Origin of the sequence: Arthrobacter zhaoguopingii (assembly GCF_009828605.1) — a bacterium.
GTDB lineage: Bacteria > Actinomycetota > Actinomycetes > Actinomycetales > Micrococcaceae > Arthrobacter_D > Arthrobacter_D zhaoguopingii.
Map to the genome: position 1 here is coordinate 95,935 of NZ_WIAE01000006.1, position 16,726 is coordinate 112,660.

The window sequence follows — 16,726 nt, forward strand, 5'->3', positions numbered from 1 at the left end:
GGTCCGGCATTACTGCGCAGTAGATGTTTAAGCGGTGTGGAAGTCCCTCCTAGAAGGCGGGGGTGACGTCTCCGCTGGGCCACTGCTCCTCGATGAAGGCACGGACCTCGTCGGAGTGGAGCAGTTCGTCGAGCTTCTCAATCCGGGCATCACCCTCGGAAGAGGTGTTCCAGGCCAGGAAGTTCGCGTACGGGTTCTCCTCCGTCGACTCTACGATCAGGGCGTCCTCGGTGTTGAGCCCGGCGTCGAGGATGTAATTGCCGTTGATGATTGCCAGGTCCACCGACGGGTCCTTGACGTCGTTGAGCAGCAGCTCCGGCTGGTTCTCAACGAACTCGTAGCCGCTCGGGTTCTGCGCCTCGGTGAGCGCGAGGACCGAGGCGTCCTCCTCGATCCCCGTCAGCAGCCCGGCTTCCTGCATCAGGGTCAGCGCGCGGGCCTGGTTCGAGGGGTCATTGGTGATGGCGATCCGGGCGCCCTCGGGAAGTTCCGAGACGTCGTCGTGCTTCTCCGAGAAGGCGGCGTACGGCTCGACGTGGACGCCCTCCCCATGGGAGAACTCGTAGCCCTGGCCCTCCACCTGCTGCTCAAAGTAGGGCAGGTGCTGGAAGTAGTTGGCGTCGAGGTCCCCGTCGTTCAGGGCGATGTTCGGGGTGGTGTAGTCGTCGAACTCGACGATGTCGAGGTCGATGCCGCTTTCCTCGGCGAGGTTCTCGTCAACAAATTCGAGGATGCGGGCGTGCGGCAGCGGGCTGGCCCCGACGGTCACGGTGACGGGGTTGGCCGGATCCAGAGATTCGACGGTCTCATTCTCGGCAGCGGAGTCGCCGCAGGCGGAGAGCGTGAGGGTGGCTGCAAGGCCGGTGGCGGCGAGGGAGAGCAGTTTACGCACGGGTGCGTTTCCTTTCGGAAGTCCGGCGCCCAGGGGCCGGAAACGGGGCAGCTAGCGGCTACTGGCTGCCGAACCGCAGCGGCCGGATGGTGGTCCGGCATGCGGAAACCTGCATCGGTCGACCTGTGGAGGTCGAAATCTGGTGGAGTGCGGGACCCGCCTAGGCGGAGACCTCGACGGCCGGGGTGCGCCGGCGGCGCCGTCCCGCCCCCGCGGTGGCGGCGTTGCGGTGGTCCACCCGGGCCATCGCCCGGTCCCCGGCCAGCTGGATCAGCTGGACGATCGCGACGATGATCACGATGATCACCACCATCACGGTGGTATCGAAGCGCTGGAGCCCGTAGTTGTAGGCGAGCCGGCCGAGGCCGCCGCCGCCGATGATGCCGGCCATCGCCGAGTATCCGACGAGGGCGACGAGGGTGGAAGTGAAACCGGCGATGAGCCCGGGCAGCGCCTCGGGAAGGAGCACCTTGCGGATCACCTGCATGCGGGTGGATCCCATCACCAGGGCCGCATCGACCTTGCCGGCGGCCACGTCGCGCAGGCTCGTCTCCACGATCCGGGCGAAGAAGGGGATGCTGCCGATGCTCAGCGACACCGATGCCGCGACCGGGCCGATCGAGGTGCCGGTGATCAGGCGTGCCAGCGGAATGAGGGACACCATGAGGATCGCGAACGGGACCGAGCGCGTGATGTTCACGACCACATCCGAGAGGATGCGGTGGGTCACCGGCATCGGGCGGAGCCCACCCGGGGCACTGGCGATGAGGAAGACCCCGAGGGGGAGTCCGATGAGCACCGTGAAGAAACCGGAGATGGTGATCATCTGAAGCGTTGCGCCGAACTCCTTGGGCAGCGCCTCGGTCAGCCCGGGATTGTTTGCAATCTCCTCAAGAAAGTTCATGCCGCCACCTCCACCGTGACTCCGCGGGCCCGGAGATGGGACACCACCTCGTTCAGTTCAAAGGGCCCGGCCGGAGCGTTGTCCTCCAGAGCCGGTGCTAGCCCTACGCGCATCCGTGAGAACTGCTCGCCGGCGAGGGTTTCAACGCTTCCGGCAAGGAGCGTCACGTCGAGGGAGAAGCGCCGGGAGAGTTCAGAGAGCACCGGGCCCGAGCCGGGGCCGCCCGCGGTGAGCAGGTCGAGGACAGGGCCGGTGCCGGAAGGGCTGTGGGGCGGCAGCGGGAGCAGCGCCTGGACCAGCCTGCCGTTGAGGGAGCCGGCCACCTCGCGCAGGAGGCCCTGTTCCACAACGCGGCCCTTCTCCAGCAGCGAGACGGAGTCGCAGATCCGCTTCACGACGTTCATTTCATGGGTGATGATCAGGACGGTCAGGTCGAGGGTGTCCGCCAGCTCACGGATCAGATCGAGGATCTCGTTGGTTGTGGCCGGGTCGAGTGCCGAGGTCGGTTCGTCGCACAGCAGCACCGTCGGATCCGCGGCGAGCGCCCTGGCGATGCCCACCCGCTGCCGCTGGCCGCCGGAGAGCTGGGAAGGATAGGCGTCCGCGAATTCCGCAAGGCCCACGAGGCCGAGCAGGCGTGCGACCTTCGCGTCCTTTTCGCTCTTGGGGAGCCGCACGAGTTCCAGGGGAAGGGCGACGTTGCCCGCGGCGGTGCGGGAGTCAAGGAGGTTGGCGTGCTGGAAGACCATGCCGATCCGGCGGCGCGCCGAACGCACCTCGGAGTCCCGAACGGAGGTGAGGTCCCGGCCGTCGATGGAGACCGACCCGGAGGTGGGGCGGTCGAGCAGGGTCAGGCAGCGCACCAGTGTCGATTTGCCGGCTCCGGAATGGCCGATGACACCGTGGATCGTCCCGCGCGGAACCTCAAGGCTGACGCCGTCGAGGGCATCAATGGTGCGTCCGCCCTGGCGGTAAGATTTGCGCAGCTCAGTAACCGTAATCATGTGTCCTCATGGCTTGACTGGGGATGGATTCGGCGCGGCGCTGCGGCAGGAAGATATCTCTTCGATAGTCGCACGGACGCAGGACGCGGGGAAATCGTGTGCTGGAGATCACGCCGACACGCGTCATGTGTCGTAAGAAATTTGGAGTCCGGGCCGCAGCCTTGCCCGCTTCCGTCTATTCCAGGCGCCCTCCGGAACCTCTCCGGGCCGTTCGGTGCCCAGGGCCGGCTCAGCCGGCGACGAGCAGGGTCTCCTCCGCCGGGGCTGGAATCACGGGCCAGGCCCGCTCCACGACCACGTCGGGATCGGCGCGGCGCAGGTACTCCTCGAGGCTCGCGGCCTGGCGGTCGGCCCACACCACCTGCGCCTCGTGCAGGTCTCCGGCGGGGCGGGCAAGGCTCGGATAGCGGGCCGCGAGCGTTTCGGCCACGCGCAGGGTGGCCAGCACGTCGGCGGCTGAGGTGTGGGCGTTCTTGAATTCGATGCCGTAGTGCTCGCACAGAGCAGTCAGGGTCCGCTTGCCGCGCCGGTAGCGGTCCACCTGCTTGTCCATCACATACGGGTCAAGCACAGGCGACGGAGTGGGCGCGTCGATCCCGTACCGGACGCTCTCGCGCGCAAGGACCGTGAAGTCGTACCGGGCATTGAACGCCAGCACGGGAACGCCGGCGGAGAACAGCCGACGAAGGACCGCCGCCGCCTCCGCCACCACGGTGCCGGCCGGCTGGCCGTGGGCCCGCGCGTAGGCGGTGCTGATGCCGTGGATCGCCGCCGCTTCCTCCGGGATGTCCACCGCCGGATCCGCAAGCCACTCGTGCTGCTCAACGACGGATCCGCCGCCGTCCACAACCAGGATGGAGGCCGTGACGATGCGGGCGTCCAACGGATCGCGGCCGGTGGTTTCGAGGTCGAACCCTGCCCGGGGGAGGGAGTGCCAGCTGGTCATGGATTCCACGCTAACGGCAGCCACCGACGTTTCCGGCGGCGACGCTCCGGCTAGGCTTGAAACCATGAGGAATGCTGCCGACTACCAGGAGTCGGTGCTCGACGTGGCCCGGCTCATCCCGCCGGCGTTCGTTCTGACCTATGGGGATATCGCCGAACTGCTCGAGAGCGGCGGGCCGCGGCAGGTCGGAGCGGCGATGAGCCGCAGCGGATCGGCTGTGCCCTGGTGGCGGGTGATCAGGGCGGGCGGATTCCCTCCCCGCGGGCTCGCCGGGGAAGCCCACCCCCACTACACCGCCGAGGGCACCCCGCTGCGCGCCGCCCGGGGCGGCCCGGGTCAGGACGGCGACTACGCCGTCGACCTCCGCTCCGCCCGGTGGACGCCCTCGGCGGAGGAACTTGGGGAGCTGACGCGGATCCGGGAGCGGCTGCGCAGGCAGTCCGAGACCGACACAGCGCCGACCCTCGCCTGAATTGTCGGTACCTCGTGATGGGCTTAAGGCATGACCACCACCCTTTCCGGCCCCGGGACCGACGCCGAAACCTCCGGTGCGTTCACCGACACGGCGAAGCCCGGCCGCCCGCGCGGCTTCGCGGACGCGGCGTCGGTGGTGACCGCTCCGCCGGCCCCCGGGGGAACGCTCGTGCTCGGAGGCCCGGGGGCGGGGAAGTCCAGGCTGCTCGTCGACCTGGCGGTCCACCGCATCAACTCGGGCCTGCTCGAGCCCTCGGGGCTCCTGCTCCTGGCCCCCACCCGCGCCGCGGCGGCACGGCTGCGCGATCAGCTCACCAGCAGCCTTGACCGAAGCCTCAGCACGGCCCCGGCCCGCACCTGGGGCTCCTACGCCTTCGACCTGATCCGCCGCGCGAAGATCGAGGGCCGGATGCCCCACCTGAGCCGGCCTCCCCGGCTGCTCTCGGGCGCCGAGCAGGACCTCATCATCAAGGAGCTCCTTGCGGGCCACGGAGGCGAGGGCGCTCCGGCCCCTGCCTGGCCGGCCAGCCTGGCGCTGGCCCTGGGCACGCGCGGCTTCCGGCAGGAGATCCGCGAGCTCTTCGACCGGGTCAGCGAGTACGGAGCGTCCGCCGAGGAACTCCACGCGTGGGGCCTGCGCTTCGACCGGCCCGACTGGAGCGCGGCCGCCGCCCTCTACCAGGAGTACCGCGACGTCCTCGACCTGAGGATGCCCGAGGCCTTCGACCCGGCCGGTATCCTCACCGGGGCGCGCCAGCTGCTGGAGCAGGACCCGGAGTTCCTCGACGAGGAACGGGCGCGGCTGAAACTGATCCTCGTCGACGACTACCAGGAGGCGAACCCGGCTATCCACGCCCTGCTTGGCCTCCTGGCGCGGGGGAGCGAGGCGGTCATCACCTCCTGCCCGGACACCGCCGTCCAGGGCTTCCGCGGAGCCCGACCTGAACTCACCGGGCGGCTCGAGGAGCTCCTCGACGCCGGGCAGGGCCTGCGCACCGTGGTGCTTCCCACCTCCTTCACCCTGCACGAGCACCTTTTGGGGGCGTGGCGGAATGTCGCCTCCCGCATCGCCACGGCCGGCGCCGGCAGTGCCTACCGCCAACTGGCGGGGCGGCCGGCACCCGAGCAGGCCGGGCGGGGCTCGATCGCCGGGACCTCCCCCACCCCGCCGGACGCCGGATCCGTCCCGGCCGGCGGAACGCCCGGGGTCGAGGTCCACCTCGTCGACTCCGTGTTCCACGAACAGCGCTACCTCACCCAGCGGATCCTCGAGGCGCACCTGTACGACGGCCGCAGCTTCGATGACATCGCCGTGATCGTCCGCAACGGCGGGCAGGTCCAGGCGGTCCAGCGGTTCCTGACCGCCCAGGGGATCCCGGTCAATGTGCCGGCCGCCGAGACAGCGATCCGCGACGAACCGGCCGTCCGCCCCCTCCTGGACATCTTCTCGGTGGTCGTGGGCGCCACCGAGATCACCCCCGAACTGTGCGTGTCGCTGCTCACCTCGCGCATCGGCGGCGCCAGCCCGCTTGAGCTGCGGCGCCTGCGCCAGGTGCTGCGCCGCGAAGAGCTCACCGAGGGCGGTGGACGCACCAGCGACGAACTCCTCGTTGAACTGCTGTCGGCGCCCGTGCCGGCAGGAACCCTGCCGCGGGAAGCCCGCCCGGTGCACCGCATCGCCCGGATGATCGAGGCGGGCCGGAACGCGCTCGCCGCGGCCGGCGATCCGGAGTCGGTGGTGTGGGCCCTCTGGTCGGCCTCGGGGCTCTCCGCCACCTGGTCCGCCGCTGCCGTTGCCGAAGGCCCGTCCTCCGCCCGCGCCGACCGCGACCTCGACGCCGTCCTTGCCCTGTTCCAGGCCGCCGAGCGGTTCGTCGACCAGATGCCGGGGGCACCGGCGGGGCTCTTCCTCGAATACCTCCTGAGCCAGGAACTCCCGATGGACACCCTCGCTCCCCGGGCCCACCGGCGGGCGTCGGTGTCCGTGCTGACCCCGGCCAGCGCCGCCGGGCGGCACTGGCCCCTGGTGATTGTCGCCGGGCTGCAGGAAGGGGTGTGGCCCAACCTGAGGCTGCGCGGGGAGCTGCTCGGATCGGGCGAGCTGCGCGCCCTGCTCGACCACGGTGCCTCCTTCCGCCAGCACCGGGACCCGCTGAGCCTGCTTCAGGACATCCGGTTCGACGAGCTGAGGACCTTCGCCACCGCCGTGTCGCGCGCCACGGAGCAGCTGCTGTGCATCGGGGTGTCCTCCCCGGACGAGCAGCCCTCGCAGTTCCTCGACCTCGTGGACCCGCTGCCACCGGGAGTGGACGAGCGGGCCCGCACCGAGGTCCAGCGTCCCCTCACGCTGCGCGCCCTCGTGGCCGAACTGCGCAAGTTCGTGCAGGAACCGGTGCGGAGTCCGGCCCTGGCCGCGGAAGCCGTCCTGCACCTGGGACGCATGGCCGGGGTCTCACCGCCGGTGCCCGGTGCGCACCCCTCCCAGTGGTGGGGCCTGCTGCCGCTGAGTTCCGACGGCCCGGTGGTCCCGCCCGACGCGGCCATCCCGGTCTCGCCCTCCAAGGTGGAATCGGTGCTCCGCTCCCCGCTGAACTGGTTCGTCTCGGCCGCCGGCGGGGAACCGGCCACCGACTTCGCCCGCTCGCTGGGGACCCTGGTGCACCAGATCGCCCAGGACCTCCCGCATGCCAGCGGCGGGGAGTACGTCGCGGAGCTGCAGCGCCGCTGGCCCACGCTGGGCATGAAGGAAAACTGGGAGGGCAAGCTCGACTATCGGCGGGCGGAAACCATGGTGCGCAAGCTCGCCTCCTACATTGTCGACGCCCGCCAGGCCGGCAGGTCCCTCGTCGCCACCGAGGTCGACTTCACCGTCGACATTCCCGTGCCGGCCGGTGACGCCGAGCGCACGGCCCGGCTCAAGGGCCAGATCGACCGGCTCGAAATCGACACCGCTGGACGCCTCGTAGTGGTGGACCTGAAGACCGGAAAGTCCGCGCCGGCCAAGAATGAGCTGGGCCAGCACCCGCAGCTGGCCGCCTACCAGGCGGCGGTGGGCGAAGGCGGCCTGCTCGAGGCCGCCGGGTCGGACACCCCGGGCGGCGCCGCCCTGGTGCAGCTCGGGACGACGGCGAAGGGCGCCTCGGTGCAGGAACAACCCCCCCTTGAGCCGGGGGATACCTGGGCGAAGGACATGATCGGCCAGGCGGCGCTGCTGATGGCCGCCGCCGAATTCGATTCGGTGCACGACCCCGGCCGGTCCGGATTCGGCGGCAGCGGGTGCCGGCTTCCGGAGATCTGCCCGCTGTGCGCCGAGGGAAAGCAGGTCACCGAGTGACCCGGGACGTCCAGGAGCGGCCCGCCGGCGGGCCCGCTGGGGCGGCAGGCAGGCGCTTCTCGGCCCGGGCGCTGGCCGAGCTGCTCCACACCGACCCGGCCTCGCCGGTTCAGTACCCCACCGCCGACCAGGCGCGTGTCATCGAGGCCCCCCTGGAGCCGCTGCTGGTGGTCGCCGGGGCAGGCTCGGGCAAGACCAAGACCATGGCGGACCGGGTGGTGTGGCTTGTCGCCAACGAACTGGTCCGCCCCGAGCAGATCCTCGGGGTGACCTTCACCCGCAAGGCCGCCGGCGAGCTCGGGACCCGGATCCGGCAGCGCCTGGCGGCCCTGTACCGCGCCCTCGACGGCGAGGAGGCCCCGGGGCAGGACCGGCTGGACCCGACAGTGTCGACCTACCATTCCTTCGCCAATGGAATCGTCCAGGACTACGGACTCCGCATCGGGGTGGAACGCGATTCGGTGATGCTCGGAACCGCTCAGGCCTGGCAGCTCGCGGTGTCCGTCGTCGAGGCCTACAGCGGGGAGTGGAGCCACTTCACCGCCGCCAAGTCGACCCTCGTGAACGCCGTGCTGGGCATGGCCGGGGAATGCGCCGAGCACCTGACGCCCCCCTCGGTTGTGCGGGCCGTTCTGCGGGAGCACATCGAGGCCGTCGAAGGGCTTCAGTATTCGCTGACCTCGGCGCGCAAACCGACCCAGGCGGTCGCGAACCTGCTGGACAAGCTGAGGACACGGGTGAGCGTCACCGAGCTGGTCGACCAGTATGCGGCGGCGAAACTGGCCCGGCGGCAGCTCGACTTCGGCGACCTGGTGGCCCTCGCGGCCCGGATCGCCCAGGAGATTCCCGAGGCGACCGCAATGGAACGGCAGAAGTACGAGGTCGTCCTGCTCGATGAGTTCCAGGACACCTCCCACGCCCAGATGGTCCTGTTCTCCCGCCTGTTCGCCGACGGCAGGGCCGTCACAGCTGTCGGTGATCCGCACCAGTCAATCTACGGATTCCGGGGAGCCTCGGCAGGCCAGCTCGGCACCTTCCGCACGGCCTTCCCGGTCGGGGCGCCGGGCGGGGCCCTGGCGCCGTCGCCGGTTTCGAACCTCTCGGTCGCCTGGCGGAACTCAACGGCGATCCTGGCCGCCGCCAACACCGTCTCCGCCGCGCTCAACATGCCCGCCCCCTGGCTCCGCTCCGCCCCGTCGCTGACGGTTCCCGGCCTGAGCCCCCGGCCCGGCGCACCGCTGGGGGAGGTCCGGATCGGAAGGTTCCTCGCGGATGCCCCGGCCGGCGACCGGGCGGCGGAGGCCTCAGGGTCGGCCGGTCCCGGCGCGCGCCGCACGGTCACCGAGGCGGAGGCCGTGGCGGCCGAGGTGATGTTCCACTCCCGGCGCACCTTCGAGCGCGACGATTCGGGTGACCGGCTGCGCCCAACCATCGCCGTGCTGTGCCGTGGCCGGAAACAGTTCGAGCCGATCCGCCGTGAGCTTGAGCGCAACGGCATCCCGGTGCAGATCGTCGGCCTCGGCGGGCTGCTGCGGACCCCCGAGATCGTGGAGATGCTCGCCGTGCTGCGGGTCCTTGGCGACCCTGACCGCTCCGACTCGATGCTCCGGCTCCTGGCCGGAGCCCGCTGGCGCATCGGGCCCGCTGACCTGATGGCGCTCGGCGACTGGTCCCGGCAGCTGGCCCGGGCACGGGAAGCGGCGGCCGGGCGTTCCGCACGTGCCGGGGAAGTGCAGGGCGATGACGACGACGCCGTCATCGCCCCCGACGCGGCCGAGAGCGGCAGCCTGGTCGAGGCCGTTGACCACCTCCCGCCCGAAGGCTGGGAGTCCGGGGCAGGCCGCAGCCTGACAAGTGAGGGAAGGGATCGGCTCGGGCGCCTGCGTGATGAGCTGAGGCGGCTCCGCGATTACGTGGGGGACGACCTCGGCACGATCATCGGCGAGGTGGAGCGGAGCATCCTGCTCGATATCGAGGTGGCGGCCAAGCCCGGCGTCGGCATCCACGACGCCCGCCGGAACCTCGATGCCTTCTCCGAGGCGGTGGCCGGATTCACCTCGACGGCCGAAAGGGTCGACCTTCCGGCCTTCCTCGCGTGGCTTGAGGCGGCCGACGCCGAGGAGGACGGCCTCCCGGTCACCCAGCTTGAAGCAAGCCGCGAGGCGGTCCAGCTGCTCACCGTTCACGCCTCCAAGGGCCTTGAATGGGATGTGGTTCTCGTTCCGGGGCTGAATGAGGGATCCTTCCCCAGCGGGACGGCGTCCCGATGGAGCAGCGGCGATTCGGCCATTCCCTGGACCCTGCGTGGCGACGCTCCCGAACTGCCCCAGTGGGACTGGGAGCAGCCCGATTCGAAGGAGTGGCTGGAAAGCGAGAAGCGGTATGCCGACGAGGCACGGGCCCATGCCGAACGGGAGGAACGCCGGCTCGCCTATGTGGCCTTCACCCGGGCCAAGCACGTCCTGGTCTGCACCTCCTCGGCCTGGGGCGGCGGACGCACGCGGCCTACGCCCGCCTCGGGCTACCTGCTCGACCTGCTCACCCTGGCCGAACAGGGGGAGGACGGTTTCGCCGTCCTGCACTGGCTGGCCGCAAAGGACGAGGGCGACGAGAACCCTGCCGCTGCCGTACCGCAGCGCGCAACGTGGCCCATCGATCCGCTCGGTCCCCGGCGTCCGGCCCTGAGCGAGGCGGCCGGTGCCGTCGCGGGAGCGGCGCAGGCCTTCGCCGCCGCCGGGCCGGCCGCGCGGGACGCGTGGGCCCCCCCGGCCGGCCGGTGGAGCCGGGAGGTCGAGCTCGCCCTCGCCCGGCGCGCCCAGGACGAGGAGAAACTCCCGGTGACCCTGCCGGCCCACATCTCCGCGTCGACGCTCGTCGAACTGGGCGAAGACCCCGCCGCCGTGTTGGCGCAGCTGCGCCGGCCGGTGCCGCGCCAGCCCGGTTCCGCCGCCCGCAAGGGAACGGCCTTCCATGCCTGGATCGAGGAGTTCTACGGCACCAGCGGCATGCTCGACCTGGGGGAGTACCCGGGAGCCGCCGACGCCCATGTCGATGAGGCACTCGGCCTTGACGAGATGGCCGAGACCTTTCGAAACTCGTCCTGGGCCGCCCGCACCCCGGCTGGGATCGAGGTCCCTATTGAGACGAAGGTCGGCGGAGTCATTGTGCGTGGGCGCATCGATGCGGTGTTCCAGGACGCCGACGGTGGGTGGGACCTCATCGACTGGAAGACCGGCCGGCCGCCCAGCGAGGCGAAACGGGCCGCAAAATCGGTCCAGCTCGCCCTCTACCGGCTGGCCTGGGCCCGCCTCAAGGAGGTGCCGCTGGAATCGGTCCGGGCAGCCTTCTTCTATGTGGCGGACAAGGCCCTGATCCGCCCGCACGACCTCGCCGGGGAAGCCGAACTCGAAGGGATCATCGCCGCCGCTGTCGAGCTCGGCGGGTAGGGCCGCCTGCGGGGCGCGGCTGGCGGAGCGCTCACCGGAGCGCTCACCGGAGCGCTCACCGGTCCGGTCGATTACCCGGGGCTGCTTACACCGGGGGCCGCTGACACCGGGCTGATGACGCCGGGTTGATGACGCCGGGTTGATGACGCCGGGTTGATGACGCCGGGTTGATGACCCCGGGCTGATTACGCCGGGGGTGGGGCAGCCACGAGGATTGCCTTCCGGCGCGTGGCTCCTAGCGGTTGGAGGAGATGATCGGCATTGCCGAGGTGGCAAGGTGGTCGGTCGACCCGACGGCCGGTGGTGAGGGCGTGCCCGCGGGGCGGAGCAGCGTCACCGCTGGGAGGTTTTCCTTCGCGCCATCGGCCTGCACCCGGTGGGTAGCGGCACCGGCCCGGCTGTCGGCCCGCTGGGCCACAGGCAGGGTCGAAGGGGCGGGGACGGACGGTGCCGCAGGACCGGCAGCAGGCTCGGCCGGCTCTTCCGGCGAGGGCTGTGCGGCATCCTGGGCGGAAGTCTTTCCCTGCTGTCCGAGCTCTGGAGCCGGGAGGTCCGGTGACGGCATCGGGTCCACCGACGGAACCGCCAGGGGCGCGATGACTGAGGGGGCGATCATTGTCGGGGCGATCACCGCTGGCGTCACCACGGTCGGCGTCGCCACCGCCGGCTTCGGTCCTCCGGCGGTACCGGCCGAGGCCTCCGGGCGTTCGCCGCCCGCCGTCGTGCTGGTTGCCTGGGTGCTGCCCGCCGCCGTGCCGATCGACGTGGTGCCGGTCGTCGTGCTGCCGGCAACCGACGTGCTGCCCGCCGTCGTGGGTCCGGCTGTGGCGGTGACCACCGTCGCTGCTCCCGTGATGTCGGTGCCTGCGGTGCCTGCGGTGCCGGGGCCCGTGGTCCCCGGGGTGTTGGAGGGGCCGCCATCGCGTCCGGGACTGTGGCCGTCGCCCGGGGAGGCGAGGTCGAAGGCCACAACATCGGTCTCGAGGGAGGCCATCATGTCGTGCGCCTCGGCGATCATCTGGGGGTCCTCCATGGCCAGGCCGCGCACCATCCACTGGGCCAGGGCGAACTCGGCGGCCAGCGCCGCGCGCCGGGCGAGGTGCTGGTCGGCTGCGCCGCGTGCCTTGGCGTAGGCGGCGTAGACCGAATCCACGAACGCCGCATCCGCGACGGCCGCGAGCCAGGCGAAATCGTCAGCAGGATCACCGATCCGCAGGTCGGTCCACCCGGTCACGGCCGAGATCCGGCTGCCCGAAATCAGGAGGTGGTCCTCGTGCAGGTCCCCGTGGACCACCGTGGGGCTGAAGCGCCACAGGGTCACGTCTTCGAGTGCGTGCTCCCACCGGCGCAGCAGGACCGAGGGGATCCGGCCCGTCGTCGCCGCCTGGTCGAGCTCGTTGAGCTTGCGTGTTCGAAACTCGTTCGCTTCATAGCTTGGAAGGTTGGCCTGCTGCACGAGCGCCTTGGGCAGTTCATGGATGGCTGCCAGCGCCCGGCCGATCTCGGCTGCCATGCCGCGGCCGCCGGCCGCGAGGGTCTCGAGGTCCCTGGTGCTGCCCTCAAGGTGTGAATAGACGAAGGTGCTCAGGTTGCCCTGGCGGACGCTCCCGGCGATGTGCGGGATGAGGAAGGGAAGCTCGGCGCGGACGGCCGGCGTGAACGCCCTCAGGGCCTGTAGCTCGGTTTCGAGGCGCATGCTGGCCTCCGGGTGACGGGGGGAACGGACCCTCCACTGCTTGCCGGCGGCGTCCACGAGCAGGGCGGCGTCAAAATCCGCGCTGTCGTCCGGGGCGCCGGTGACACCGGTGGGTGCGAGCCCAGGCACAGCGGCGCTGGCGATGGCAGCTAGTTCCATGGGAGTCCGTTTCACACTGTCAACGGTAGGTGCATCGATGCACCTCGGGACAACTCAGCGGCGGCGAGTCGTCGAATGCCTCGAAATTCCGCGACTTCTCCTCCACCGCCCCGGCCCCCAAATGTCTTTTGGGGGACCGAGTTAGTACCGTAGAAGGATGAGCGAACCCCTGCGCACTCTCCTCCAGCCGCCGCTCGTTACCCTTCCGCTTTCCCGCTCCCACGCCGACCGCGGAGCAGATTTCCGGCTCACCCCCAACCTGTTCGCCGGGCTGTGGGCGTCCGCCGACACCCAAGTGCTGGTCCTGGCCCAGGGGCGCACCCCGCTGGCCGGCGGTGCGCTGGGGCTGTTCGGGACGGACGAGGTGCCGCGCCCGGAGAACCCGGTTTATCTGGGCCGGGTCCTGCCCGGGGCGCGGGCCGCCGGCGCCCACGTGGTGCTGGTGATGCTCGATGACCTCGACGAAGCGCTCGCCCCGGGCGCGGAGTGGCACGGGCTGCGCGAGGTTGCCGCCTTCCTCGACGCCCGCGACGTCGGCCTGTTCGTCGAGGCCGCGGCACTGGCGCACTGGCATGCCACCCACACCCACTGTCCGCGCTGCGGCAGCCCCACCGTGCCCGAGGACGGCGGCTGGGTGCGCCGCTGCCCGGTTGATGATTCGCTTCACTATCCGCGCACCGATCCCGCCATCATCGTTTCGGTGATCGACGCCGAGGACCGGATCCTGCTTGGCTCGGCGGTGGCCTGGCCTGCCAACCGGTTTTCCACCCTCGCCGGCTTCGTCGAGCCCGGCGAGTCGCTTGAGGCGGCCGTTCTCCGCGAGGTGGCCGAGGAGTCCGGGGTTGAGGTGCATTCCCCGCAGTACCTTGGCTCCCAGCCGTGGCCGTTTCCCGCCTCCCTCATGCTCGGCTACACCGCTGTGGCGGCAGAAACGGACCTGCGGCCGGACGGCGTCGAAATCGAGACGCTCAGGTGGTTCACCCGCCGCGAACTGCACGACGAACTCCGCGACGGCCGAATCACCGTGGCGGGGGAAATTTCCATCGCCCGCGCCCTGATCGAGCGCTGGTACGGCGGACCGCTCGAGGCCGAACCGGACGGAGCCCTCCTCCAGTGAGCGATCAGCCGATTGAAGAACGCATTCTCGAGGGCCTCGACGACGAACAGCGCGCCGTGGCCACGACGCTGGCGGGCCCCCTGTGCGTCCTGGCCGGCGCCGGAACGGGCAAGACCCGCGCCATCACGCACCGCATCGCGTACGGCGTCCACACCGGGGTGTACAAGCCCCAGCAGGTCCTCGCCGTCACCTTCACCGCCCGGGCCGCCGCCGAGATGCGCACCCGGCTGCGCGACCTCGGAGCAGGCGGCGTCCAGGCGCGCACCTTCCACGCCGCCGCGCTGAGGCAGCTCCAGTACTTCTGGCCCTCGGCGGTCGGCGGACCCCTGCCGGCGCTTGTCGATCACAAAGCCCAGCTCATCGCCGAGGCCGCCCGGCGCCTGCGCCTCTCCACCGACCGTGCGGCCATCAGGGATGTCGCCGCAGAGATCGAGTGGGCGAAGGTGTCGATGCTGATGCCCGACAGCTACGTCGTGGCCGCCGCCGGCCGGGCGGAACCCGCGGGCATGGACCTCACGACCGTCGCCCGGATCTTTTCGGCCTACGAGGACCTCAAGATCGACCGGAACCTGATCGACTTCGAGGACGTCCTGCTGACCACGGTGGGGATCCTGCAGGAGGACGAGAAGGTGGCGGCGACCGTCCGCAGCCAGTACCGGCATTTCGTCGTTGACGAGTACCAGGACGTCTCGCCCCTGCAGCAGCGCCTCCTCGACCTGTGGCTCGGAGACCGGCGGGAGCTGTGCGTGGTCGGCGACGCCAGCCAGACCATCTACTCCTTCACCGGGGCGACCTCGCGGCACCTGCTGGACTTCACCAGCCGCTACGAGGGAGCCCAGGTGGTGCGGCTCGTCCGGGACTACAGGTCCACCCCCCAGGTCGTCCGGCTGGCCAACACGCTCCTCGCTGCGCGCAGCAGCGAGGTGGATCGGCGGGCCGGGGCCACCTCCTGGTCGGCTCCGCTCGAACTGGTCGCGCAGCGCCCGGCAGGGCCCGAAGCGGCCTTCACCGAGTGCACCGACGACGAGGCCGAGGCCGCCGAGGTGGCACGGCGCATCGGCGAACTGCTGGCCTCGGGCGTCCCGGCGAGCGAGATCGCCATTCTCTTCCGGACCAACGGGCAGTCCGAGGCGTACGAGCAGGCGCTCGCCAGCGCCGGCATCGGCTACCAGCTGCGCGGCGGGGAACGCTTCTTCGCCCGCCGCGAGGTCCGGGATGCACTGCTTCAGCTCCGGGCGGCGGCCCGCGCCGAGGGCGAGGACGACGTCCCGCAGCAGGTGCGCGACGTCCTTTCCTCCCTCGGGTACACCTCCACGGCCCCGCAGACCTCCGGTGCCGTGCGGGAGAAGTGGGAATCCCTGGCCGCGCTCGTGGGGCTGGCCGACGAGCTGTCCCGGACCCGCGAGTCGTTCTCCCTTCGGATGTTCGTTGCGGAACTTGAGGAACGGGCGGCCGCCCAGCACGCCCCGACCGTGCAGGGCGTCACCCTCGCGTCCCTCCACTCCGCCAAGGGCCTTGAGTGGGATGCGGTGTTCCTCGTGGGCCTGAGCGAGGGACTGATGCCGATCTCCTTCGCCGACACCCAGGAGGCGATCGACGAGGAACGCCGGCTGCTCTACGTGGGCATCACCCGCGCGCGGGCCCACCTCGCGCTGTCCTGGTCGACCTCCCGCTCGCCGGGGGGCCGGGCCACCCGCAAGCCGTCGAGGTTCCTCGACGCCCTGCGACCGGCCGGGACCGGCGGGCGTCCGTTCCGTCAGCCGGCGGCGCGCAAGGTGCGCAAGGCCGCCGCACCCGCGGTGTGCCGCGTCTGCGGGAAGGCGCTCGGCACGGGCTCCGAGCGGAAGATGGGCCGCTGCGGAGACTGCCCGGCCACCTACCGTGAGGAGACGTTCGAGGCGCTGCGGGGGTGGCGGCTGGAGGAGGCACGCGATAAGGACGTCCCGGCGTTCGTCGTATTCACCGATGCCACCCTCATCGCGATCGCCGAGGCCAAGCCGCAGACCCTGGAGGCGCTCGGCGAGCTGGCCGGGGTCGGCTCCGCCAAGCTCGAGCGCTACGGCGAAGCGGTCATCGACATCATCAGCCGAAATGACTGAGCCCTCCCCGCAGGCCGGCGGACCTGCCGCGGGGGAGCCGATGCCGGTCGTGGTGCGCCGATCGGCGCGGCGGCGGCGCACCGTGAGCGCGGATGTGCGCAACGGGACGATGATCGTCTCGATTCCCGCCACCTTCACCCAGGCGCAGGAAAAGGAATGGGTGGCCCGGATGGTCCGAAAGCTCCAGGGCCGAAGCGCTGGACAGGCCTCCGACCCCGCGGCCGCCGACCGCGCCCTGGCACAGCGCGCAGCCGACCTCGCCGGGCGCTACCTCGGAGGCCGGGGTATCCCCGGAACCATCGGATGGGTCACCAACCAGAACTCGCGCTGGGGCTCGGCCACCCCGGCGCACCGGTCCATCCGGCTCTCGCACAAGCTTCGGGGCATGCCCGACTGGGTCATCGACTACGTCATCCTCCACGAGATGGCGCACCTGATCGAGCCGTCCCACAACCGCGTCTTCTGGCGCCTGCTCGAGTCCTACCCGGACACCGAGAAGGCAAAGGCCTTCCTCGCCGGGGCGGCCTTCGCCGCCGACCACGGGCTGGCCGGCCGCTAGCAGGCGCTCCGCAGGAAACCCCCGCCAGAGGCCACTTAACGACAAACGCACCGGACTTTACCGGCGCGTTTGTCGTTATCGGGTGCTTCCGTCGTT

The 16,726-nt window shown here is 70.8% G+C and carries 11 protein-coding genes; 6 read left to right on the forward strand and 5 right to left on the reverse strand.

The window, feature by feature from the left end; genetic code table 11:
- Positions 1-49: 49 nt before the first annotated feature.
- The 4 genes from GVV77_RS10070 to GVV77_RS10085 form a co-directional block, all read right to left on the reverse strand.
- Positions 50-892: a MetQ/NlpA family ABC transporter substrate-binding protein gene (locus tag GVV77_RS10070; protein ID WP_159617985.1), complete on the reverse strand. Its 843-nt coding sequence runs from the start codon at positions 890-892 to the stop codon at positions 50-52.
- 160 nt (positions 893-1,052) lie between these two features.
- Positions 1,053-1,796 carry a methionine ABC transporter permease gene (locus tag GVV77_RS10075; protein ID WP_159617986.1) on the reverse strand — a complete coding sequence of 248 codons (744 nt, stop codon included), beginning with the start codon at positions 1,794-1,796 and terminating at the stop codon, positions 1,053-1,055.
- Positions 1,793-2,800: a methionine ABC transporter ATP-binding protein gene (locus GVV77_RS10080; protein WP_159617987.1), complete on the reverse strand. Its 1,008-nt coding sequence runs from the start codon at positions 2,798-2,800 to the stop codon at positions 1,793-1,795. Before GVV77_RS10080 ends, GVV77_RS10075 begins: the two co-directional genes overlap by 4 nt.
- A gap of 229 nt (positions 2,801-3,029) precedes the next feature.
- Entirely contained in the window at positions 3,030-3,746 is a 717-nt protein-coding gene (locus tag GVV77_RS10085) for a 3'-5' exonuclease (RefSeq protein WP_159617988.1), read from the reverse strand.
- Between the two features lie 64 nt (positions 3,747-3,810).
- Between GVV77_RS10085 and GVV77_RS10090 the strand changes: the two genes are divergently transcribed.
- From GVV77_RS10090 to GVV77_RS10100, 3 genes are read left to right on the forward strand one after another with little or no spacing between them, the layout of a single operon-like run.
- Entirely contained in the window at positions 3,811-4,218 is a 408-nt protein-coding gene (locus GVV77_RS10090; RefSeq protein ID WP_159617989.1) for an MGMT family protein, read from the forward strand.
- A gap of 30 nt (positions 4,219-4,248) precedes the next feature.
- The gene (locus tag GVV77_RS10095) at positions 4,249-7,554 is read left to right on the forward strand and encodes an ATP-dependent helicase (protein WP_159617990.1); all 3,306 of its coding nucleotides are present in this window, start codon (positions 4,249-4,251) and stop codon (positions 7,552-7,554) included.
- Entirely contained in the window at positions 7,551-11,000 is a 3,450-nt protein-coding gene (locus tag GVV77_RS10100) for an ATP-dependent helicase (RefSeq protein WP_159617991.1), read from the forward strand. The genes GVV77_RS10095 and GVV77_RS10100 overlap by 4 nt, the downstream gene beginning before the upstream one ends.
- 235 nt (positions 11,001-11,235) lie before the next feature.
- Here the strand turns inward: GVV77_RS10100 and GVV77_RS18565 are convergent, their stop codons facing one another.
- The gene (locus GVV77_RS18565) at positions 11,236-12,855 is read right to left on the reverse strand and encodes a phosphotransferase (RefSeq protein WP_425483355.1); all 1,620 of its coding nucleotides are present in this window, start codon (positions 12,853-12,855) and stop codon (positions 11,236-11,238) included.
- Between the two features lie 157 nt (positions 12,856-13,012).
- Here GVV77_RS18565 and nudC point away from each other — a divergent pair, with 157 nt between their 5' ends.
- Genes nudC through GVV77_RS10120 form a run of 3 tightly spaced genes read left to right on the forward strand, consistent with a single transcriptional unit; the run spans position 13,013 to position 16,630 of the window.
- Positions 13,013-13,972 (forward strand): NAD(+) diphosphatase, encoded by a 960-nt coding sequence (nudC, locus tag GVV77_RS10110; protein ID WP_159617993.1) that lies wholly within the window; start codon positions 13,013-13,015, stop codon positions 13,970-13,972.
- Complete coding sequence (locus GVV77_RS10115; protein ID WP_159617994.1) at positions 13,969-16,071, forward strand: ATP-dependent DNA helicase UvrD2; 2,103 nt, start codon at positions 13,969-13,971, stop codon at positions 16,069-16,071. The genes nudC and GVV77_RS10115 overlap by 4 nt, the downstream gene beginning before the upstream one ends.
- Positions 16,064-16,630, forward strand: coding sequence for a M48 metallopeptidase family protein (locus GVV77_RS10120; RefSeq protein WP_159617995.1), 567 nt, complete (start codon positions 16,064-16,066; stop codon positions 16,628-16,630). Before GVV77_RS10115 ends, GVV77_RS10120 begins: the two co-directional genes overlap by 8 nt.
- Positions 16,631-16,726: the final 96 nt, after the last annotated feature.